The sequence below is a fragment of the Pedobacter sp. 05T44 genome (assembly GCF_056395985.1).
This window is the reverse complement of record NZ_JBFTKO010000032.1, coordinates 1-23,081: the sequence shown is the minus strand read 5'-3', so window position 1 is coordinate 23,081 and position 23,081 is coordinate 1. Positions and strand designations below refer to the sequence as shown.

Annotated in this window: 16 protein-coding genes; 11 read left to right on the top strand and 5 right to left on the bottom strand. The window is 38.6% G+C overall.

The window, feature by feature from the left end; translation table 11 throughout:
• The first annotated feature begins 62 nt into the window (after positions 1–62).
• The 3 genes from AC1DDK_RS25600 to AC1DDK_RS25590 are packed head-to-tail and all read left to right on the top strand — an operon-like array spanning position 63 to position 1,323.
• Complete coding sequence (locus tag AC1DDK_RS25600; protein ID WP_172663085.1) at positions 63–542, top strand: YdeI/OmpD-associated family protein; 480 nt, start codon at positions 63–65, stop codon at positions 540–542.
• Positions 543–554: 12 nt separating this feature from the next.
• A complete protein-coding gene (locus tag AC1DDK_RS25595; protein ID WP_288879423.1) occupies positions 555–947 on the top strand; it encodes an acyl-CoA thioesterase in 393 nt (130 codons plus the stop codon).
• A gap of 13 nt (positions 948–960) precedes the next feature.
• The gene (locus AC1DDK_RS25590) at positions 961–1,323 is read left to right on the top strand and encodes a putative immunity protein (protein ID WP_172663083.1); all 363 of its coding nucleotides are present in this window, start codon (positions 961–963) and stop codon (positions 1,321–1,323) included.
• Here the strand turns inward: AC1DDK_RS25590 and AC1DDK_RS25585 are convergent.
• From AC1DDK_RS25585 to AC1DDK_RS25570, 4 genes are all read right to left on the bottom strand, one after another.
• On the bottom strand, positions 1,320–2,474 hold the full coding sequence (locus tag AC1DDK_RS25585; RefSeq protein WP_477634179.1) for an acyltransferase family protein: 1,155 nt from the start codon (positions 2,472–2,474) through the stop codon (positions 1,320–1,322). The two genes, AC1DDK_RS25590 and AC1DDK_RS25585, sit on opposite strands and share 4 nt — an antisense overlap.
• 101 nt (positions 2,475–2,575) lie before the next feature.
• On the bottom strand, positions 2,576–3,484 hold the full coding sequence (locus tag AC1DDK_RS25580) for a LytR/AlgR family response regulator transcription factor (RefSeq protein ID WP_172663081.1): 909 nt from the start codon (positions 3,482–3,484) through the stop codon (positions 2,576–2,578).
• Positions 3,485–3,834: 350 nt separating this feature from the next.
• The gene (locus AC1DDK_RS25575) at positions 3,835–5,772 is read right to left on the bottom strand and encodes a KUP/HAK/KT family potassium transporter (protein WP_337716331.1); all 1,938 of its coding nucleotides are present in this window, start codon (positions 5,770–5,772) and stop codon (positions 3,835–3,837) included.
• Between the two features lie 133 nt (positions 5,773–5,905).
• A complete protein-coding gene (locus tag AC1DDK_RS25570) occupies positions 5,906–7,753 on the bottom strand; it encodes a glycoside hydrolase family 2 protein (protein ID WP_477634178.1) in 1,848 nt (615 codons plus the stop codon).
• 196 nt (positions 7,754–7,949) lie between these two features.
• Here AC1DDK_RS25570 and AC1DDK_RS25565 point away from each other — a divergent pair, with 196 nt between their 5' ends.
• From AC1DDK_RS25565 to AC1DDK_RS25540, 6 genes are all read left to right on the top strand, one after another.
• Positions 7,950–11,954, top strand: a complete 4,005-nt coding sequence (locus AC1DDK_RS25565; protein WP_337716327.1) for a two-component regulator propeller domain-containing protein — start codon at positions 7,950–7,952, stop codon at positions 11,952–11,954.
• An 8-nt stretch (positions 11,955–11,962) separates the two neighbouring features.
• Positions 11,963–13,000, top strand: a complete 1,038-nt coding sequence (locus tag AC1DDK_RS25560) for an adenylate/guanylate cyclase domain-containing protein (RefSeq protein ID WP_288879419.1) — start codon at positions 11,963–11,965, stop codon at positions 12,998–13,000.
• Between the two features lie 14 nt (positions 13,001–13,014).
• Positions 13,015–14,199: a nicotinate phosphoribosyltransferase gene (gene pncB / locus AC1DDK_RS25555; protein WP_288879418.1), complete on the top strand. Its 1,185-nt coding sequence runs from the start codon at positions 13,015–13,017 to the stop codon at positions 14,197–14,199.
• An 89-nt stretch (positions 14,200–14,288) separates the two neighbouring features.
• Complete coding sequence (locus AC1DDK_RS25550) at positions 14,289–15,080, top strand: NIPSNAP family protein (RefSeq protein ID WP_337716325.1); 792 nt, start codon at positions 14,289–14,291, stop codon at positions 15,078–15,080.
• Between the two features lie 5 nt (positions 15,081–15,085).
• Entirely contained in the window at positions 15,086–16,357 is a 1,272-nt protein-coding gene (locus AC1DDK_RS25545) for a glycoside hydrolase family 99 protein (protein WP_288879416.1), read from the top strand.
• 39 nt (positions 16,358–16,396) lie between these two features.
• Positions 16,397–17,641, top strand: coding sequence for a DUF2264 domain-containing protein (locus AC1DDK_RS25540; protein ID WP_477634177.1), 1,245 nt, complete (start codon positions 16,397–16,399; stop codon positions 17,639–17,641).
• An 8-nt stretch (positions 17,642–17,649) separates the two neighbouring features.
• On the opposite strand, the gene AC1DDK_RS25535 is transcribed toward AC1DDK_RS25540, so the two are convergent.
• Positions 17,650–20,427 (bottom strand): family 78 glycoside hydrolase catalytic domain, encoded by a 2,778-nt coding sequence (locus AC1DDK_RS25535; protein ID WP_288879414.1) that lies wholly within the window; start codon positions 20,425–20,427, stop codon positions 17,650–17,652.
• 119 nt (positions 20,428–20,546) lie between these two features.
• Here AC1DDK_RS25535 and AC1DDK_RS25530 point away from each other — a divergent pair, with 119 nt between their 5' ends.
• Both AC1DDK_RS25530 and AC1DDK_RS25525 read left to right on the top strand, forming a co-directional pair.
• Complete coding sequence (locus tag AC1DDK_RS25530; protein WP_337716322.1) at positions 20,547–21,443, top strand: MerR family transcriptional regulator; 897 nt, start codon at positions 20,547–20,549, stop codon at positions 21,441–21,443.
• Positions 21,433–22,932 carry a phytoene desaturase family protein gene (locus AC1DDK_RS25525; RefSeq protein ID WP_337716320.1) on the top strand — a complete coding sequence of 500 codons (1,500 nt, stop codon included), beginning with the start codon at positions 21,433–21,435 and terminating at the stop codon, positions 22,930–22,932. Before AC1DDK_RS25530 ends, AC1DDK_RS25525 begins: the two co-directional genes overlap by 11 nt.
• The last annotated feature ends 149 nt before the right edge of the window (positions 22,933–23,081 follow it).

Sequence of the window (23,081 nt, the reverse complement as noted above, 5' to 3'; positions counted from 1 at the left end):
AAATCAAGTTTAGTTATTTTTACAACAAATCAAAACCATGATCATTAGATTTTTTTTATAAAATGTCAAAAGCACCGCTCATTGAAGGAACATTTCTACTGGAGAAAATACCGGGCAAAGGTGGCTGGACTTATTTGAGGCTGCCTGGAGTTAGCTCAGATTATAGAGGTAAATTCGGAACTGTGAAGGTGAGTGGCACTATTGATGATTATGAATTGATCAATTATGGATTGATGCCCATCAGAGATGGCGGACTGTTCCTTCCAATAAAAGCAGAGATCAGGAAAAAGACAGGAAAAAAAGAAGGTGATAAAGTATCCGTGCTATTATACGCAGATGCTGAAGATATACCTATGGCAATGCCTGAAGATCTTTTAGTATGCTTACAGGATGAACCTGAAGCTTATCAAACTTACCAGAGCTACACTGAAACTGAACGCAAAGCTTTTCTGGATTGGATTGGGGAGGCAAACCAGGACGAAGTACGGGTACGGCGCATTGCTCAAACCATCGATTTGCTGCTAAGCAAACAAAAAAGGTAATTTAATAGAGATATGAAAGACTATATTTTTGAAATTCAACTGAAAGTAAGGGACTATGAATGTGATATACAAGGCGTAGTAAATAACGCAGTTTACCAGAATTATTTGGAGCATGCAAGGCATGAGTATCTTCATTCGAAGGCAATTTCGTTTAAGGAGCTTACAGAACAAGGCATTTTGCTAATGGTGTCCAGAATAGAAATGGATTTTAAGAATTCATTGACTTCAGGAGATGTTTTTTCTGTGAAGCTGTGGATTGAAAGACAAGGGGTAAAAATGGTGTTTTTTGAAGATATCTACCGGCTGTCAGACAATGCGCTTTGTCTTAAGGCTAGAGTAGAGGCAATAGCAAAAATAGATGGTAAGCTAACACGAGGTGAGGTCTTTGAAACTTTAAATCTATAAAAAACAGGGAATAATGAATAAACATCAGGCTTTGACCGCTTGGGCCGCTGCTTGTGCTGAACGTGTGCTATTTGTTTTTGAAGAGGCCAGTCCTTTTGACAAAAGACCACGTGAGGCAGTCGCTGCTGCCCGTTCATGGATTCGCGGAGAACTCAAAATGACTGAAGCAAGAAAATTCGCTTTTGCTGCACATGCGGCAGCGCGAGAGGTGATTGATATCCAGGCTATCGCTGCTGCCAGATCTGCTGGGCATGCAGCCGCTACCGCTCATGTGCCTGCTCATGCTAAATATGCTGCATCATATGCACTTAAGGCAGTAAAAGATATTGAGGATGAAAAGGAATGGCAACAGAAATATTTTCCTGATAACCATTAAATGATTTTCTTAACCCCTGGAATCAGTAAAATAAATGATCCAAGTACAAAGCTGCCTAAAACTACTAATGGTGCTACAACCAGCAGTTTTATTGCAGGTTCAATGGCCCAATTTCTTGCCGCCAGCGTAAAACCAACTACTACTAGCGGATGAAAAATATACACAGCAAAACTACTCCGTGATAGTTTAGCGAGCATTGCAGAAGAAGTGTTCCAACTCCTTTTCCCTTTAATTAATAATGCAGTTAGGATAGAAACACCAATCCATTGTTCCCACACAGCGTATAATAATGCCTGCCAATGAAGACCCCCGGAAAACCAGGGAGAAGGTGTATCTAGTTTAAATTTAATAATAAAAAACACTGGATAAAACAATAAACATAGCCAGGCAGATGTTTTGAGTTGTTTGCCTGTTTTATCAGAAARTCCATCAAGCCAGTTGTTTTTGGCCGCTAACAATCCAATAATAAATAATGCAATATATTGCGAAAAGTGCCCTAATTGAAATCCGATTGGTTCAAGAACCCATCCAACAGGAAATATGATTCTGACCAAAAAACTAATTATTCCTAATGTTGCAGCAAACAATAATATGCTACGTGAGTTTGGCGCTGCCAGGTTTTTTTTGAAACTAATTATAAATGCTTTTTTTGTCGCCACATAAATTAGGGTAAAAAGGAGTAATGCTGCCACAAACCATGTAACGCCTAATTCGATCCAGTGATCATATCCGCTCAGATATTCAAAATAGTTAATATGATGCTCGTTTGCAAAATAGTAGACAAGATAGCTGACGAATGGTGAAAGAATAAAGGAATAGAATAATATAGGGATTCCTAACCTGACCAGACGGTCTTTAATAAATTTTGCTGTCCCTTTTTTAGAATAAGAAKAGTAGGTAAAATAGGCTGCCAACATGAAGAAATAACCCATAAAAAAGGACTGATTTAAGCTTACGAACATTATCATAGGAATACGTGCTCCTATAACAGTAGTTTGTTCATTATAATACCAGCCATCAGAAGAACTATAAGCAATAAAAGTGTGATGAAGCACAACTAATATTGTTAATAGAACTTTAATATTCTCTATGTATAATAATTTGTTTGATGAACCAGAATCCTGATTCAAGGTGACAGGTACAGTTGACATAATAAATTGGCTTAATGTTATTGATGACAAACGTACAACAAGAAGAAACAGTTACATGTGGTTATGTTACAAGTAACTAGCTTTTGTGATGAACAACAAGCTTAAGCGATATATTTGTTGCGAAGCTGCTGATAATAGTTATTGAAACTTTCGATCTGTTTTCTGGAAACAGGAACCTTTATAGTAGTTTCATGAAAAGACAATAGGTAACCCTGTGAGTTTCCGGATACTTTTTCAACCTTAAACATGTTTACTAAATAGGTTCTGTGACACCTGAAAAAGTTCGGATAATCTGTTATTTGAGCTTCAAATTGAGTTAAAGAAATCCGCTTTACTTCTGTAGTAATTTGATTGCCGTTTGTTTTCGTCAATTCAATATAATTGCCATCTGCTTTCACAAATAGCAATTGGTCTATATCCAGGCTAAAGTTATCTTGTTTAACCTGAGTGTTCACATACAGTTTTGACGCAGCATCTGTTGTTTTTGATTTAATATTTAGCTGAATAAATTGCAACACAAACGGTGAGCCTTTTTTCGATTCAAAATAGAAGCTGGATAATCTTAGGAAGAAATAGAAAAAAATACCCGCAACAAAACAGTTTCTGATTTCTTCCCATAGATAATGCCACGACCAGTTGTTTGTATTGTTGTATATCAGGTCACGCATAAAGAAACTTGATAACCCTGCTAAAAGAAGGATGACTCCAATCTGTAAATATTCCTCAAACAAAGTCCAGTTTTCGGATTGATATTTTCTTTTTCTAATATAATTGAGCCCTCCAAAATAAACCAATAGGATTAATGCAGGTGATAATGCGTGGAGAAAACAAATAAAAAAATAATGCATTCTCAATTCCGGATCATAGACTCCAAAAGGTTTAAATAATAAAAGGAATATCAGAATAATAGCAAAAACAATACCTGCACTTTTAAGCAAATTTTCAGATTGATATCTGGTTGGATAATCAATATTATTAATCAAATGGGCTTTATTGATGTAAAATCTCATTCCTGAAAGTGCTTTAGCTTGGCACTAAAATTACGTAAAATCTGGTGTTTTAGGTTTTTTTGCTCATGTAACCTGAAATACAGATTTAATAGGTCTGGTATGTATAAAAAAAGACTGACTAAATAGAATGAAAAAGGCAAAAAAAAACCTCCAGGACCACTACATTAAAAGTGTAATGCTYTACCAGCTGAGCTACGGAATCATGCTCCTTTTGTTTGATGAGGGTGCAAAGATAGGATTATAAAATTATTCTGCTAAATAAATTGAGAAATATTTTTAATTATTTTGAAGTATTTAGCTAACTCTTTAATTCTCATTACAGTGCGTTTTCCTGCTTTCTGGAAATAACTTTATTTAATCCTTTTCATTACAATAGGATCGGGGATATCTACTATCAAAGGCACCTTTTCTACGGTAACAAAGCTAGAGTCTAATCCAAAGCCTCGCTTCTCAGAGATGCTCAAGAGTTTCAATATTCTATGGTACGACATTGTAACACGCTCAATAAACTTCAAGCTGTTTGAGTTTGAAATGATCTTCTCTAACACAACAAATCTAAAGTCGCCTGGAATCTTTTGGGCTTTTAACGATTCGTATTTACTGGTAATGTCAATTTCTCCGCTCTGCACTAATTCTTCCACCACTTTTCTGAACAATGCATTAACCCTTTGCTCAACCCTAAAACCTAGCCTAAAATCGATTCTAATTAATTTTCCCGGTATCATTTGGTCTACTTCATACTCCAAGGTGTATGGTTCGTCAGTAACGTCTACGTGCAACAACCAGTAAACATCTGCTCTTTTAGGATGTTTCTGGATAATAGAGTAAATAACTGACGATTCAATCTCGCTGTTAAAATTAGCGCTGGTAAGATATACCAGGTTAGACGAGTATTTGGCAATAGAAGCATCAGCACTTATGTTTTTAATCAGCTGATAGAAATCCTGAATGTCAACAAACTTCATGTATCTGTTTCTAATTCTACGCCCGTTGTGCCAAGTCCACATAACCGAGAACAATGTTATACCCAGAATTAATGTAAACCATCCGCCATGCAGAATTTTTGCTGCATTACCTGCCAAAAATGTCAATTCAATAACACCATAGATCAACAAAAATATTCCTATTAAATACCTTGGAACCTTTTTCCTTAAAAGGAATACAGAAACCAAAATAGTAGTCATTAGCATGGCAACTGTAATAGATAAACCATAAGCTGCTTCCATATTAACAGATTTCTGGAAAATCAGTACAACAATTATACAACCAACCATTAATATCCAGTTCATAGAAGGAACATACAACTGGCCTTTCTGCTCACTCGGATAATTAATTTTAACCTTTGGCCAAAGGTTAAGCCTAACAGCCTCAGCAATCAGTGTAAATGAGCCTGAAATAAGGGCCTGACTGGCAATAGCCGCCGCAACAGTTGCAATCGCAATACCGTATATCAGGAACCAATCCGGCATTAAATGGTAGAACGGATTTACGTCACCCAGATGTTGGCCTTGTAAATTCCATAACCAAACGCCTTGTCCCATATAATTTAATATCAAACATATTTTCACATAGATCCAGCTGATCCTGATGTTTGAGCGCCCACAGTGACCTAAATCTGAATACAGGGCCTCAGCTCCCGTAGTACATAAAAATACCGCTCCAATGATTAAAAAGGCCTCAGGATTGGTAGTAAGAATATGATACGCATAATAAGGATTAATTGCCTTTAATATCACAGGCAACTCCATAATATGTACAAAACCTAAAACAGCGATCATGGTAAACCAAAGCCACATAATAGGACCAAAAGCCTTACCAACAAGCGAGGTTCCGAATTGCTGCAAACCAAACAGAAAAATAATGATGGCCAGCACAATGGGAACAGTAGGCAAGTCATGATAGATAAGTCCCAACCCTTCAATGGCGGCCGAAACGGTAACCGCAGGGGTCATTATGCCATCGGCAAGCAAGGCTGCCCCACCAACCATAGCCGGTATGATCAGCCATTTGGCTTTTCGCTTAACTAAAGAAAAAAGAGAGAAAATCCCACCTTCACCTTTATTATCAGCCTGTAAAGTAATAATAACGTATTTGATGGTGGTTTGTAAGGTAAGTGTCCAAACTATACAGGATAAACCTCCTAAAATAAGATCTTGTGTAATCAGTCGATCTCCAATAATTGCTTTAAATACATATAGGGGAGAAGTACCAATATCTCCATAGATAATACCTAAACTGATTAGTAATCCTGCAGCACTTAGCTTTTGAATGTGTTTATGATGGCCCATGGCTTTTTAAAAAATATTGCGGCAAATGTATGAATAATCTATAACGAAAAAACCCCGGAAGAAAATTAGCCGTAAAGCCAAGATTCTTACCGGGGTTAGGTGAAATAATCACCTCTCCGTACAAATCGTTTTTTTATGGATTCATCTTAACAAGATCAGCATTGTAAAGTTTGTCTGTAACCCCTTTTAATTTGGCTGCAGGCACTTTAATCACTTTTCTGTCGTAAGTCATTAACCCATTAGTTTCTTGCTCAACATCAGTAGTTTGGGTATATACAGCTKCCGAAAGTCCTTTTTTAATTAATCCTTCCATTTCAGTCATAAATGAAGCATATTTATCAAATAATTCATCTGCGGTCTTAAATGTCTGATATCCCCAGTTATCTTTTTCTTTCCAGGTATGCCCCGGTACAGGTAAACCTAACCCACCATATTCACCTAAAACAATGGCATGAGTTGGGCCAAAAAGGTCAGGTCTAGGCATTCTAGGATTAGGATAATGGTGTAAATCAACAATATCGCCAGTTACAACATGGTTACCACCACTTGCGCTGTTTACCAGACGAGAAGGATCTTTTTCTTTAGTCCATTCCGCAATCTCTTTGGTCTTAAACTGACCCCAGGCTTCATTAAACGGAGTCCATACAACAATACTAGGGAAGTTATGCAAGTCATCCATGATCTTGTTCCATTCCTTGCGGTATATCGCTTCAGATTCTGCAGAGCGGTCTTTATCTGTACCACCCATTGTACCTAAATTAGGTTCCCATTGGTTACCCAAATCTCCACTTGGCATATCCTGCCATACTAAAATACCTTGTTTATCACATTCATAATACCAGCGTGCAGGCTCCACTTTAATGTGCTTACGGATCATATTAAAGCCCATTTCTTTGGTTTTAATAATATCGAATTTCAAAGCCTCGTCGGTAGGGGCAGTATATAAACCATCTGGCCACCATCCCTGATCTAATGGTCCATATTKAAATACAAACTTGTCATTCAGCAACATTCTTTGGATGCCGTTAGCATCCGGACCCATTGATGATTTACGCATAGCGAAGTAACTCTTAACCTCATCAACTGGTTTTCCATTACGCACCAACGCAACTTTTAAGTCGTATAAGAATGGGCTTGCTGGCGACCATAGTTTCGGATTCGCAATAACTAATGTAGCTGCCTCCGTGGCATCTACCTCTTGCTCAGAAACCTTCGATGCACCATCAAAGGCAGTAATCCTTAATTTATCACCAGCTTGTGCAGCTTGCACATCTGCAGAAACAGTTAAAGATTTAGCATCAATATCCGGCGTTTGTTTGGTCGAAGCGATATAGCTGTTAGCAACACTTTCTAACCATACTGTTTGCCATATTCCGGTAACTGGTGTATACCAAATACCTTCTGGTTTTATTTGTTGTTTTCCTCTAGGTTGTGGCCCATTATCCGTTGGATCCCAAACACTAACAGTTAGTTCTTGTTTGCCGCCTTTTTTTAAGAAAGGGGTGATGTCAAAAGAAAATGGATCAAATCCACCTTCATGTGTACCAACTTTTTTCCCGTTTAAGTAGATTTCCGATTTCCAGTCCACCGCACCAAAATGCAATAAAATGGTATTTTTCATGTTAGAAGGCACCGCAAAGCTGGTTTGGTACCATAGCAAGCTATCTTTACCAACAGTTTTACCTACACCAGATAAAGATGATTCAACTGCAAAAGGAACTAATATTTTACCTTGATAGGCTTTAGGCTCGCTTTCGTTTTTGTGGTTGATAGCGTAGTTCCATAAACCATTTAAATTTTTCCAGTTATTACTGCGTACCAATTGTGGTCGCGGGTACTCAGGAAGGGGGTTTGCAGGATTTAATTTTTCCGCCCATGGAGTAGAGATCTTTCCGGGCACCGGTTTCCAGTTTTGTGCTTGTGCTGATGCGATCAGCGACTGGGAAAGGCATAGCCCGATTAAGTAAGAAAATAATTTCATAAATGAATACTTGGTTTAATGATTTGTGTGTTCCTCCCTGCTTAACAGGCCGAACGAATATTCAAATAAAGCAATTATGTTTTGACAAATCGGCTCAAAATTTATTCAAATCGTCGCAATTTGATTTGAAATTAATTAATTTGGCCCATTCAAGAACCCCCTGGTAATTGTAACGTTAACCATTTACAAACTAAACTTGAAAAAGCTAACCACAACTGCTCTTTTCCTATTTGTTTTTTTAAACCTTTTAAAGGCACAGCCGTATTATTTCAGGCATTATCAGGTAGAACAAGGTTTGTCCTACAACTCCGTATTTAGCATTGTACAAGATTCAAAAGGCTTTTTGTGGTTTGGAACAAAAGATGGCTTAAACAGGTTTGATGGATATAGTTTTAAAGTATTCCGTAGCAAACCAGGCGATACTACCAGCCTCAGAAATAATGTGATCAGGGCAATTTTTGAAGATGCAAGAAAGCAACTTTGGGTAGGCACCTCAAATGGCTTGTATTGTTATAACGATACCACACAACAATTTAAGCTAGTACCAATAACACTTAACAAAGGCGTTTGGGATATGAAAAGCCACGGTAATGGCGATATATGCTTTATTGCCGATCGTAAACTCTACAAGTATAACAGGAGTAGGCGCACCTTCGAAGAGTTTAGTAAACATCAGGATTTTGAAGCTACGGCAACTACATTTTCAAGTGATGGAACACTATGGGTATCATCACCCGAGGGGTTAATCAGAAAGTATAATAAGGCAGAGGATAGCTTTACATCATTTAACCTTTTTAAAGATTCACCACCCGTTATCTCCCATTGGATAGATAAAATATATGCTACTGCCTCTAATTCTATTTTAATAGGAACTTCACATCAGGGCGTAAAATTGTTTGATCTTGCTACTTTGAGCTATAAAGATATTTTAACCTTTAATAAGGATAAGACAAGTATTTATGCCAAGAACTTTATTCACAATAGTGGAGATGAATATTGGGTAGCAACAGAGTCAGGTGTATTTGTTTACAATTTAAAAACAGGGAAATATACCAACCTGCGTAAAAATCCAAACGACCGATATGCCATATCAGATAATGCGGTTTATACCTTTGCTAAGGATAAAGAAGGTGGTATTTGGATAGGTACTTATTTTGGCGGGGTTAATTATTATCCAAAACCATTTACCTTCTTTGATAAGTTTTTCCCACAAAACAATAAGCGGTCACTTAGTGGAAGTGCCATACGCGAGATCTGTAACGATAAATTCGGGAACTTATGGGTGGGTACAGAAGATGCCGGAGTAAACAAGATTTCGCCCAATGGAGATTTCACAGCCTTTATTCCTGATGGATCTAAAACCAGTATTGCTCATACGAATATCCATGGTTTAAAAGCCATCGGCGACGAATTATGGATAGGGACCTACGAACAGGGCTTGGACATATTAGATATAAAATCGGGCAAAGTAATCAGGCATTACGACAAAGGAGATGCCCCAAATGCGCTTAAAAGTAACTTTGTTGATTGCTTTTATCAAACCCGTTCCGGAAATATTCTGGTTGGTACTGCCGATGGGTTGCATCGTTATAATAAAACCACACGGGATTTTACCCTAATTAAAGAGGTTCCGCAAAATTTCCATTATACAGCGATTACAGAAGATGCTGATGGCACGATCTGGACAGCAACAATAAGCGGTGGCCTTTTGTATTTTAACCCTAAAACGAATAAACATGGTTTTTATAGAAATGTTGCGCAAAACGAAAACAGCTTAAGTGATAACTTTGTAAACGGGGTATTCATCTCTGCTGATAAAACACTGTGGGTGACCACGGAAAATGGTTTAAACCAATTCAATCCTGTAGATAAAACATTTAAACGATACGGCACTAAGGATGGCTTCCCAAGCGATGTTTTCTATAAAACAGAAGAGGATAAGGTAGGTAATTTATGGATCAGTTCCTCTAAAGGACTAATCTGCTATAATCCCAAAACAAAGAAAATAAGGGTATACACCACAGCCAACGGATTGTTGAGCGATCAGTTCAATTATAACTCGTCATTTCAGGATGCCAGCGGCCAGATCTATTTTGGTAGTGTAAATGGTTTGGTAAGCTTTAACCCTTCACAATTCAAACAGAACACTATTGTACCTCAGGTTTACATTACAGGCTTCCAGGTATTTAATCAGGAATTGTTGATCAATGCAGAAGGCTCTCCGCTTAAAAAATCAATATCCTATACAGATCAAATCAACCTTAATTATGATCAGTCTACCTTTAGTATTGATTTTGCAGCACTTGCGTATACCGATCATGAAACTGCAGAATATGCATATAAGCTAGAAGGGGTTGATAAAGATTTTACCTATCTAAAAAAGAACAGAAGGGTGTTCTATACTAAGCTTAGCCCGGGTAAATATACCTTTCTTGTTAAGGGTGCTAACAGCAGTGGCGTATGGAATGAAACCCCAAGGGAACTGATCATAGAAATATCTCCTCCATTCTGGTTAAGTGGTTGGGCTTATTTGTTTTATCTATTGTTATTTATTGCTGCAGTTTATGCTTTGGTGGTGTACACCACCAATAAAATTAAATTTAGAAACAAGAGGCGGATAGAGCAGCTGGAGAACCAAAAAGAAAGGGAAATTTATGAGGCTAAAATTGAATTCTTTACGCAAATCACACATGAGATAAGAACACCACTTACCTTAATAAAAGGACCATTAGAAACAGTCATAAAAAAATATGCCCCGGTTCCAGAGGTGCTTAACTATCTGCTTACGATGGAAAAAAATGCAGACAGGCTATTACATCTAACTAACCAACTGCTCGATTTCAGAAAGATAGAGTCTAAGGAATATAGCCTTAACCTCATGAAAAGCAACATCAGCGAAATCTTAAGAGAGCATTACCTAAGGTTCAAAAATGCAGCTGAAGAAAAGCAGATCCACTTTCAACTCAATTTACCACACACAGAGTTTTATAGCAAAGCAGATGCCGAAGCACTTAATAAAATTTTAAGCAATTTACTAAGCAATGCCATTAAGTATTCCGATAAAAGAGTAGATATATTGCTGCTTAGTACTGATCCTGACTCTAACCAGTACGCTATAGTGGTTAAAAATGATGGTTTTTTAATCCCGGAAGAAATGAGGGAAAGAATCTTTGATTCTTTTGTCAGGTTAAAGGAAACATCCAATCAAATCGGTACAGGTATAGGCTTGGCACTTGCACGCTCTTTATCCAGGTTACATGGTGGCACTTTAACATTTCATGCCGATGAAAATGAAATGAATGTGTTTGAAGTAAAATTGCCCTATTACCCAACTAACGAACCCATTGAAGAAAAGTCAGTTCAACAGGAAATTATTACCGTCCCGGTTTATCAGGAAGTAAGCCCGGAAATTGAAAATACAATTCAAGAAGCTAAACCACTGATTTTGCTGGTTGATGATAATGCTGATATTCTCCAGTTCATTGCTAAAGAACTCAGCTCTACGTACAATTGCATTACTGCGGCTAATGGTCAGATAGCGCTTGACATGATAAAAGAGCACTCTGTGCAACTGATCGTTAGCGATGTAATGATGCCGGTTATGGATGGCTATGAACTCTGCAGGCAGATAAAAACCAATCTTGATTATAGCCATATTCCCCTTATTTTGCTTACAGCAAAAAGTGCATTTCAATCAAAGATAGAAGGCTTGGAAATAGGCGCCGACGCATATATAGAGAAACCCTTCTCACCACAGCATTTACAAGTGCAAATTCAAAACCTGTTATTCAACAGAAATCAGTTAAAAGACTACTTCGTAAGGTCGCCTTTAATTCATATAAAAAGCATTGCCCATACTAAGCCTGATGAGATTCTTTTAGAGAAACTGAACGATTTTATCCTTAAAAACATTGCAAACCGTGATCTGGATGTAGATAAGCTTGCCGAAACATTAAACATGAGTCGGGCCACGTTTTATCGCAAAATAAAGTCCATCTCTAACCTGTCGCCAAACGAGCTCATCAATATCACACGACTTAAAAAAGCGGCAGAACTACTTGTAGAAACAAATTATAAAATCCAGCAAATAGCTGATTTAACGGGTTTTACCTCTCAATCTCAATTAGGTAGGGCATTTACAAAGCAGTTTGGGGTAACACCGTCAGAGTATGCTAATAATTTCATCAGGAAAAATGAATAAATTAGAGCATGAACCGCAGAACACAATATAAGTTAAGGCAGCTTGGAATAATTATAATTGCATGGCTCATTATTGGCTTTATAATGGCCGTTTACGATCATATGATATTATATACCAATAATTCATTGGGGCCATCTTCCGACTATACTTTTCTTTCATCGGTTATTAGAAACATGTTTGCTGCGCTGGTCGGCGCTCTTTTAGGCGGAAGTTTGCTCGTATTCTTTGTAAACGTAAAGTACCAGGACAAGTCTTACGGCTATACCGTACTTGCGGTAATGATATCTTTTGTACTTATTATTTTGTTCATCAACGTCTTGTTCCGTATTTTTTCTGTTCAGGATACGCACCGGCTTTTTAAAAATGGTCTTGCCTGGGGTATAGTAGTGGCTGTTACCCAATTGCTTCTGCAAATCAATAGCAAATTTGGCCATGGCACGTTCTGGAACATTGTACGCGGAAAATACAATACTCCTAGAGAGGAACAGCGCATTTTTATGTTTCTCGATATCAATTCATCCACAACAATAGCCGAACAATTGGGTGATCAAAAGTACCATGAATTTCTTAAGGACTTCTTTACAGATATTACCAACCCCATACTGGACAACAAGGGAGAGATATACCAGTATGCAGGCGACGAAGTTATTGTGGCCTGGAAGTATGAGGACGGGATTGAAAACAGCATGTGTGTACGGTGTTTTTTCGATATTAAGACCTACATTAACAATATAAAAAATAAATACCTGAAGCGTTACGGTGTGGTGCCTACCTTTAAAGCCGGAATCCACTGCGGTAAAGTTGTTGCAGGCGAAGTAGGAATAATTAAGCGGGATATAACCTATTCTGGTGATGTATTAAATACAACTTCCAGGATACAGGGAATGTGTAAACAGTATGACGAGGAGGTAATTGCATCTTCAGAACTCATAAATAAGCTTCAGTTAACCAGCAGTTATATAGTAGAGACCCTTGGGTCAATAAAATTAAAAGGCAAAGAGCACGAAATGTTATTAAGCTCTGTTAAACCAATTATTTGTTCATAAAAATATCTCTTAATATGTCATTACATGCGTTGCCAATACTATCATCAATATTAGATAACGACTTTTATAAAATTACCATGCAGCAGGGGGTAACCCGTTTATTTCCTTCTGCAAAAGCACGGTATGCATTTATAAATCGGGGCAAACATTCATTTCCTGATGGTTTTGCAAAAGCATTAAGAGAGGCAGTAAATGAAATGGCCACATTACAAATAAGCAGAGAAGAAAAACACTTTTTGCAGGTAAATTGCCCGTATCTTGATCCTGTATATCTTGATTTTCTGGAAGGATACCGTTACAATCCTGAAGAAGTACACATTGCACAAAACGGAGATCAGCTTGAGGTACATGTAGAAGGCCTGTGGTACCGAACCATTTTATGGGAAGTACCATTAATGTCGCTCATTTGTGAGCTCTTCTATGTCCTTAATGATTCCCAAAGAATCTCTAACGACGAGGTAATTAACCATACTAAAGAAAAGATCGAAAACTACCGTCGTTTAGGCGTTACAGTAGCAGAATTTGGTACCCGTCGTCGGTACTCTTATCAGGTCCATAGATTGGTACTCCAGGCACTTAGCCAATACGGAGATGGTTCGTTTATAGGCACCAGCAATGTACATATGGCCATGATCCACAAAACAAAACCTATTGGAACCCATGCCCATGAATGGTTTATGTTTCATGCCGCACGTTATGGCTTTAAAATGGCCAATGCAACAGGATTGGAGCATTGGGTAGCCGTTTATCGTGGCGATTTGGGCATTGCATTATCTGATACTTATACTACCGAAGTGTTCTTTAAACAGTTCGATAAAATGTTTTCGAAGCTGTTCGATGGCGTTAGGCACGATAGCGGTGATGCACTGCTTTTTGCCGATAAAGTAATTTCGCATTACAACAGCATGGGTATCGATCCCAGAACCAAAACCATAATTTTTTCTGATGGATTGAACTATGAAAAAGTCGCACGCATTGCTGATCATTGCCGTGATAAAATCGGAATGTCATTTGGAATAGGTACAAACCTTACCAACGATGCCGGGCCTACAGCAATGAATATTGTGATTAAAATGACTGAGGCACAGCCAAAGGATGGAGAGTGGACTGAGGTTGTAAAGCTTTCTGACGAACATGGAAAGTACACAGGAACCGAACGCATGATCAATCTGGCTAAAACCATTCTGGAGATAGATTAGAAAAGAACAGTTTTACGCAACGAATTTGTTGTTATTTCTTTAAGTCGCAGGAAATTATCTAGTTTTAGTACTTAAAATAAACTAAACACATGAAATCAAAAACTTTGTTTAACTGCTGTATGGCCGTTATTATCTTTATCATTGGCAGCACATTGCAATCGATTGCCGCTGCCCCTCCAAAACAATTTTATCAAATAACGGTATATCACCTTAAAAGCAAAGCTCAGGAAGAAAGGGTTGATAAATACCTTTCAGAAGCTTATGTGCCAGCTGCACACCGACTAGGTGTTAAAACAGTAGGCGTATTTAAAGCTGCGGATATAGACACGGCTAGCGATAAAAAGATCTATGTATTTCTTGCTTTTCAATCACTAAAACAGTTTAGCGAGGTATCCCAATTGCTTTTAAAGGATAAAGAACTGGCAATTAAGGGAGCTGATTATGTAAACGCAGCTTACAATGATGCCGCTTTTGTAAGAAAGGAAAACATCATTTTAGAGGCATTTACAGGAATGCCAACATTAAAGAAACCCGTATTCAGTAATGCCAAAAGCGAGCGTATATATGAATTACGTAGCTACGAAAGTGCTTCCGAAAAGCAGCATGTCAATAAAGTTCAAATGTTTAACAATGAAGAAGTTGAAATATTTGATCGTATAGGTAGCCAGGCCGTATTCTACGGTGAAGTATTAGCTGGTAGCCGTATGCCAAACCTAATGTATTTAACCACTTACAGTGATAAAAAATCGAGAGACGAACATTGGAAAGTTTTTGGTGCCGATCCGAAATGGAAACGCGTATCAGCTTTACCTGAATATCAGAATAATGTTTCAAGAAACGATACTCAATTCATCGTTCCAACTGAATACTCTGATTTTTAAATTTTATGAATATAAAACATACAGTTTTACTGATTGTGTTACTTTGTGCAAACAGTGTATTTGCACAAAGTAAACACAGTAAAACATCGCGGTTTAAAAGCTATAAGGGTTTAATTATGGCTGGCTATCAGGGCTGGCATAACGCAGCCGAAGATGGTGCTGGCCGAGGCTGGTATCACTACCAATCTAAAGGAAAATTCGAACCTGGAAGTACAAATGTCGATTTATGGCCCGAAACAAGTGAGCTAAAAAAGGTATATCAAACATCTTTTGTACATGCTGATGGCAGTGCAGCTTATCTGCCAAGCGCCCACGATGCATCAACTGTCGAAATTCATTTTAAATGGATGAAAGATTACGGACTAGACGGCGTATTTATGCAGCGCTTTGTAGCAGAGATCAAGGGAAAGTCTGGTCGCAATCATTTCAATACAGTGCTTGGAAATGCACTAAAGTCCTCACAAAAATATGGAAGGGCAATCTCTGTTATGTACGATCTGTCGGGTACCACAGACAGAGTTGACGTGCCGGTGCTCATTAACGATTGGAAAAACCTGGTCGACAGTATGAAAATAACCAGCCAGGGAAACAATCAAACCTATTTATACCACAACGGAAAACCTCTTGTGGTTTTGTGGGGAGTTGGATTTGGAGATAACCGGAAGTATACCCTAAAGGATGTTGCTAAAATGGTCGATTTTTTAAAGAATGATCCGGTTTATGGCGGCTGTTCAGTAATGTTAGGCGTACCCACTTACTGGCGTGAATTTGGAAACGATACAGAAAAGAACCCATTGCTTCATGAGATCATAAAAAAAGCAGATATCATTCATCCATGGACCATTGGCAGATATGGCAATGAAACTGCATATAATAAATACGCAGAGGTTCAAAAAGGAGACATCGCCTGGTGTAAGCGAAATAAGCTCGATTATGTTGGAGTTGTTTTTCCGGGCTTTAGCTGGCACAATATGAATCCAAAATCGCCGTCTAACCAAATTCCAAGAAACAGGGGCAAGTTCTTTTGGAAACAGCTCTCTACGGCCGTAAAAAACGGCGCAGAGATGCTTTATGTAGCCATGTTTGATGAGGTAGACGAGGGAACCGCTATTTTTAAAATATCTAAAAACCCACCCGTTGGCGCAAGCACTTTTGTGAAATTTGAAGAAGATATTCCTTCTGATTACTACTTATATCTTTCAGGATACGCCGGTAAAATGCTTAGAAAACAAGTTCCTTTCACAGAAGATGTTCCTTTGCCGCCAAAGCAAAAATAATTTTCCTAATTTTCCATGGATAATTAATCAAATCATTAAATGAAGGTTGCGTTAAACAGAAAAGGTTTTACATTGTGTTTTTTGTTGCTGGCTACTAGCGTATGTTTTGCTCAGAAAAAGGTTAAAAAGCAGATGGTCAGCGATAGGGCCTTTTGGCTGCAACAAATGGATAAGATGGTAAGACCCGTGCTATACGACCTCTCTAACGATAGTCTGAGGATAAAAATGCCACAGGTAACCTCTAATACCACCGATAATAAGGCACAACGAATACAAGTGCAATATCTTGAAGTTTTAGGCAGGGTTTTGAGTGGCATCGMGCCTTGGTTGCAATTAGAGGATGGTGATGCTGCGGAAAAGGATTTGCGCCAGCAGTACCGTAATATGGTGTTGAAAGGACTTGCTAATGCGCTAGATTCGAATAAAAAGGACTTTATGCGCTTTGATTTGGCAGGTCAGCAATTGGTAGATGCCTCATTTTTGTCTTTTGCTTTTATAAGGGCTCCCTGGCTTTGGGAAAATCTTGGTAAACAGGAAAAAGACCGACTGGTGAKCTCTATAAAAACCACCAGGAAATTTAAACCTGGTTTTTCAAACTGGTTGCTTTTTTCGGCAATGAACGAGGCATTTTTGTGTAAGTACGGGTTCCAGTGGGATCCAATGAGGGTCGATTATGCCATGCAACAGCTAGAACAATGGTATGTTGGAGATGGGCTTTATTCTGATGGACCCGTCTTTGCATTCGACTACTATAATAGCTTTGTAATTCACCCTTATCTGGCAGCAATAACTGAAACTGTCAATAAAAAGACCAATGGGTATAACGCATTATCCGAAAAAATAAAGAAACGTAATGAACGCTTTGCGGTAATTCAGGAAAGGATGATTAATACGGATGGAACCTATCCCGCAACCGGTCGATCTCTCATTTATCGTGGAGCAGCATTTCATCACCTGGCCGATATGGCATGGCGTAAAGCACTGCCAAAGCAACTAACGGCTGCTCAGGTACGTTGTGCACTTACTGCTGTAATTAAAAAAACATTAGAAAGCCCATCCACTTATAAAAATGGATGGCTTTCTCTTGGCGTTTATGGTCAGCAACCGGCTATAGCAGACACTTACAACAATCAGGGAAGTCCTTATTTGAGCACCAGTATATTCCTGCCGCTTGGCTTACCTTCAACAGATCCCTTCTGGGCAAATCTACCAGAAAAATGGAGTGCTCAAAAGATTTGGAGTGGCGAAGATTTTCCAAACGACCATGGGGTAGATCTTAGATAATGTCAAAGCTAATCTGCAGCCTTAAAAACATAATTACCAGAACCAATTTCTAGTAAAGCGAAACCCTTTTTAATGCCCTTAAATACAACTTCCTTATTGTTTTTTATAAGCATTTCTCCTTCGTAGATCTTTGTATTTTCTGATGCAGGTATATAGATTGTGGCTTTGGAGTTTACAGGCACCTCAACCTTCAGTTCAAAGTTGTTCTCAGTTTTATTCCAATCAGAAACAATGTTTCCGTAAGGGGTTTTATAGCTGGCTCTTGCATGGGTAATATTACCAACCTGTTCAGGTTTTATTTCCAGTTTATTATAAGCTATTGCATCAGCAGAAGCTTTTATCCCACCCAGGCCACTGTACAACCATTCCATCAAATGACCCAGCATAAAATGATTGTTAGATACAAAACCATAAGCCTGCCAAGATTCGGTTAGCGCCGTTGCACCATGTTCCAGCTGCCAGCCATAGCCTGGTACGTCAGATTTGCTGTTCATATCGTAAATTACATCCGAACGACCGGCATCGTCCAACACCTTAAGTACATAGCGGTAGCCAATATCGCCGGCAGTAAGGCTGTTTTTTCTTCCTTTAATCTCCTTCACCAGATTAGCTATAATTGCTTCCTTATATTCAGGTTCAACTAAATTCATATAAGCTGCCATCGCATAGGCAGTCTGACTGCCGGTTGAATATTGTTTGGTTTCTTTGTTAAAGAAAGTAGTGTTAAAGGCATTTTTAACCGCTAAAGCCAAATCGCTATATTTCCTGGAATCTTCTGTTTTACCGAGCAGCGCGGCAACTTTACTAATAATTTCAATGTCGTAATAATAAATAGCGGTAGCCGTAAATTTCTTTGGAGTAAGCTGCGCCTCACCCGGCGAATTAGGCCCAATATCAAACCAGTCGCCCAAACCATGATCAAGCATATGGTTAGTCGCTTTGGTACCCAGATAAGCAATGTATTTCTGCATCATCGGATAGCTTTCTTCAAGCGCATCCTTATCGCCATACCATTTGTAAACATACCAGGGTAAGATCACCCCGCTGCTTCCCCATTCAGGAGAGTCACGGAAGCCACCATCAAAATGTGTGTACTCAGGTGCAATATCCGGAATCAATCCGTCAGCTGTTTGTGCCGCCATCATATCTCTGATTATCTTTCTGCACAGAGATGCTACGTTATAGTTGTACTGTACCGATCCACCCATAAGGTGAGCCTCTTCCAACCAGCCTAGTTTTTCCCGGTGCGGACAATCGGTAAAAACGCTCACCATATTACTTTTAATTGCCCAGTCTATTAACTTAAAAGTCTTGTTAAACAATTCATTTGATGAATTGAAACTGCCAATATTTTCTGCAGCATTTCTAAGGTGTAGGCTTTTTAAAGAGGTTAATACAGGTAAATTGTTTGGGTTTTCTTCTTTTTCAGGAACGGCCCCTTCAACCTGCAAATATCTAAAGCCATAGTAAGTAAAGCGTGGCTGCCATTTCTCGTTACCTTCTCCTTTCAAAGTATAATCGTAATAATGCGGCACACCGGATGCAGATTGGTTAACAGTTCCATCTGGATTTAACAGTTCTGCAGGAGTAATCCGTACTACCGCACCCTTTTTGCCATTTGTCTCTATTGCCGGGATTGCGGAAGCATTCTGACCCATGTCGTAAACCCATATGCCTGGCTTAGGGCTCGATATTTTAACAGGAGTAAAGGTTTCAAATAGCCTTACAGGTTCTGCCGTTTGCGAGTTTAAAACAGGAGAGCCAGTTACAATAACGGCCTTTCTCCATTTCGAATCATCAAATCCTGGCTTATCCCAGTTATTCTGTTCAAGCGTTGCATTGTAATCCTCGCCACCATAAATACTGGTAGTGGTTATTGGTGATGGAGAAGTTTTCCATTGCTCATCACTGATAATATTTTCGGTACTGCCATCACTATACTCCAATAAAACCCTGCAAATTAATTTTGGGAATCCATAAGCGCCCGTTAGTTTTCTGTATCGATCATCTCTTGGTATAAAATAAAAACCATTACCAAGTATAACACCTATAGTATTATCGCCTTTTTTGAGCTGATCTGTTATGTCAAACGTTACATATAAAGCATGTTTATCATATTGCGTCCACCCGGCATCCAAAATATGGTCACCTACTTTTGAACCATTAATGCTAAGATCGAAATGACCCAATCCTGAGATAAATGCTGTTGCGTTTTTAAGTTTTCTTTTTATTGAAAAATCTCTTCTAAAGAGTGGGAGGATGTCATTTTGTGGAGCAAAATCACCCCGTAAGTGTATTGCCGGTACAATACGTTCAGCGGCGGGTAATTCTTCATAAGCAATCCATTTTGCCCCAAGCCAGTCGCCGCTGTTCAATAAGCCCATTCGCCACATCGCTGTCTTGCTCCATGACGATATATTTCCATGATTGTCCCATATCTTAACTTTCCAATAATAGGTTTTTGCAGACAGTAAATGCCTTCCCTTGTAAGGGACCTGTATGGACTGATTGGAGTTTATCTTTTTAGAATTCCAGATGTTACCAATATTTTTACTCAAATCAGTCAGGTTATCTGCAACGAGTACCTGCCATGCGGCTTGCTGTGTATTTCTGAGTGATGAGGCGATGAACCAGCTTAATTTAGGCGTTTGGGATGTAATACCCAGCGGATTACTCGCGTATTCACAGGTTAATGAATTTGGCTGCAGAACATCCCTGGCAGATGTTAAAAACGGGAAGAAGGACAATATCAAGCAGAAAAGAAGAATTAATGGTTTAGGTTTCATATAAATAAAAATGCATGTTCTTTTATTCATATCAAAATCATAAAATAAACTGTGTTAAAACTATCATAACTTTTAGTATGTTTGTCTAGATAATTTAAAATTTATTTAGACAACGTAAAATGTATTCTATATCTGAGCTCGAACAACTTTCTGGTGTACAGACCCATACCATTAGAATATGGGAACGTAGATACAAGGCACTTACCCCGATGCGTTCGGCTGGAAATACACGGTTTTATGATGATCATCAACTTCGTAAATTATTAAACATCGTGAGTCTTAGCCAGTCTGGTTTAAAAATATCTCAGGTATGTGCACTTTCCGAGCAGGAAATCGACAACTTGTTAAAAAAGGAAATCGACAGCACTGTTTCCCCAGATGCAAATTGCGAATTCTATATATCACAGTTGCTTGGGTTTGGACTTGCATACAACGAAAGGGAATTTGATGAGTTAATCTCAAAATGTATTGCCGATTTCGGTTTACCATTTGCTTACAAGAATGTTATCTATCCATTATTGGTCAGACTCGGACTGATGTGGCGCAGGGACAACATTTGTCCGGCTCAGGAACATTTTTTATCCAATATTATCAGGCAGAAAATATTTGCTGCTATTAATCAGATTCCATTAAAGTCTAAAACAAAATCTACCTGGCTATTATTTTTACCTGAGGATGAAGACCATGACATTGGTTTGCTGTTTGCGAATTATATGCTTAGAAGTTACGGTCAAAAGGTGATCTTTCTTGGTGGAAGAGTTCCGTTTGAATCTCTTATAGATGCAATGCTTCACAATAGGATTGATCATATGCTGCTTTTTTTGGTACGATCGAGACCCGTTGCTAACGCAAACCAGTACCTAAATCAGCTGGCCGAACACTTTCAACAAACCAAAATATATATCGCTGGAAACAATAAGCTTATTCCTGAATTAGCGCTGAAGGGGAATGTTAGCGCTCTTCAATCAATAGAAGCATTCGAGGAAACAATTAAAACTATAAAACATGGCAGCTAAACCGAATGGTCATATTTCCAGAATTGCTGTTATAGGCTCAGGCTTTGCAGGTTTAAGTGCCGCGGCTTATATGGGCAAGGCTGGATATCATGTCGATGTTTATGAAAAGAACCAACAGTTAGGAGGGCGCGCCAGGCAGTTGATTACTGAGAATGGTTATTTATTTGATATGGGGCCAAGCTGGTATTGGATGCCCGATGTATTTGAACGGTTTTTTAATGATTTTGGCTATACATCCGGCGATTTTTATGAGCTCGAAGCCCTTGACCCTGGTTTTTCTATCGTTTATAGCGAAAATGAGGTGCTAGATGTTCCTTCGGATTACCAAGGTATAAGGAATTTGTTTGAGTCAATTGAGTCTGGTAGTGCCCTAAGGCTGGATCAGTTTTTAAAAGAAGCAGAATTTAAATACAAGGTAGGAATGGAAAAACTAGTATATAAACCAGGTTTATCCTTAACCGAATTTGCGGATGTTGACCTGATGAAAGGAGTGTTTAAGCTTCAGGTGTTTACTTCCTTCAGTAAACATGTAAAAAAGTTTTTTAAGCACCCTAAACTGGTTGCCTTGATGGAGTTTCCCGTACTTTTTTTAGGTGCAATGCCGCAGGATACCCCGGCGCTGTATAGCCTGATGAACTATGCAGGTCTAAAATTGGGGACATGGTACCCTAAGGGAGGTTTTTCCAGTGTTATAAAGGCGATGAAAACTGTGGCTGAAAGGCAGGGTGTTAATTTTTATTTCGATAAACCAATAATCGATTTCACTATTCACAACAGATTGGTTAGTGAAATAGGTCTTAAAAATGAAAGAAAGCCGTATGACGGTATTATTGCCGCAGCCGATTATCATCATATCGAAGAAAAGCTCCTTGGTAACCAATACCGGAATTACAGTAACGCATATTGGGATAAACGTGTTCTAGCCCCCTCATGCCTGATATTTTATATAGGTGTAAATCGCCGGATAGATAAATTAAAGCACCATACTTTATTTTTTGATCAGGACCTGAAACAGCATGCTTTAGAAATCTATAAACAACCTGCATGGCCTTCAAAACCTCTTTTTTATGTTTGTTGCCCTTCAAAAACAGAAACCGGACTGGCGCCAGAGGGACATGAAAATTTGTTCATACTGATGCCCCTTGCGCCCGGATTGGAAGATGGAGAAATTTTAAGGGAGAAATACTTTGAATTGATCCTCGGCCGTCTTGAAAAATATACCGGTAATCCCATAAGGAAGCATCTTGATTACAAAAAAAGTTATTGTGTTTCTGATTTTATAGCCGATTACAATTCCTATAGAGGGAATGCATACGGATTGGCAAATACCTTAATGCAGACTGCTAATTTAAAACCCTCACTTAAAAATAATAAAATAGACAACCTTTTTTATGCTGGACAGCTAACCGTTCCCGGTCCTGGTGTTCCACCGTCAATTATTTCTGGTAATGTAGCCGCCCAACAACTTGTTAAGTACTTTAATCACTGATTATGAAAGAGATATTTGATAAACTATCAGCAGAGTGCAGTAAAATAACTACTCAGAGATATAGTACAAGTTTTTCACTTGGTATTTATTTTTTAAGTAAAAAACTAAGGAGACACATTTATGCTATTTATGGCTTTGTTCGCCTGGCC

Excerpts from the sequence above, each read along its gene's own strand:
- AC1DDK_RS25580 (WP_172663081.1), bottom strand. The coding sequence starts at position 3,484 with ATGAGATTTTACATCAATAAAGCCCATTTGATTAATAATATTGATTAT.
- AC1DDK_RS25530 (WP_337716322.1), top strand. The coding sequence starts at position 20,547 with ATGTATTCTATATCTGAGCTCGAACAACTTTCTGGTGTACAGACCCAT.
- AC1DDK_RS25595 (WP_288879423.1), top strand. The coding sequence starts at position 555 with ATGAAAGACTATATTTTTGAAATTCAACTGAAAGTAAGGGACTATGAA.
- pncB (WP_288879418.1), top strand. The coding sequence starts at position 13,015 with ATGTCATTACATGCGTTGCCAATACTATCATCAATATTAGATAACGAC.
- AC1DDK_RS25550 (WP_337716325.1), top strand. The coding sequence starts at position 14,289 with ATGAAATCAAAAACTTTGTTTAACTGCTGTATGGCCGTTATTATCTTT.
- AC1DDK_RS25525 (WP_337716320.1), top strand. The coding sequence starts at position 21,433 with ATGGCAGCTAAACCGAATGGTCATATTTCCAGAATTGCTGTTATAGGC.
- AC1DDK_RS25600 (WP_172663085.1), top strand. The coding sequence starts at position 63 with ATGTCAAAAGCACCGCTCATTGAAGGAACATTTCTACTGGAGAAAATA.
- AC1DDK_RS25575 (WP_337716331.1), bottom strand. The coding sequence starts at position 5,772 with ATGGGCCATCATAAACACATTCAAAAGCTAAGTGCTGCAGGATTACTA.
- AC1DDK_RS25535 (WP_288879414.1), bottom strand. The coding sequence starts at position 20,427 with ATGAAACCTAAACCATTAATTCTTCTTTTCTGCTTGATATTGTCCTTC.
- AC1DDK_RS25560 (WP_288879419.1), top strand. The coding sequence starts at position 11,963 with ATGAACCGCAGAACACAATATAAGTTAAGGCAGCTTGGAATAATTATA.
- AC1DDK_RS25545 (WP_288879416.1), top strand. The coding sequence starts at position 15,086 with ATGAATATAAAACATACAGTTTTACTGATTGTGTTACTTTGTGCAAAC.
- AC1DDK_RS25590 (WP_172663083.1), top strand. The coding sequence starts at position 961 with ATGAATAAACATCAGGCTTTGACCGCTTGGGCCGCTGCTTGTGCTGAA.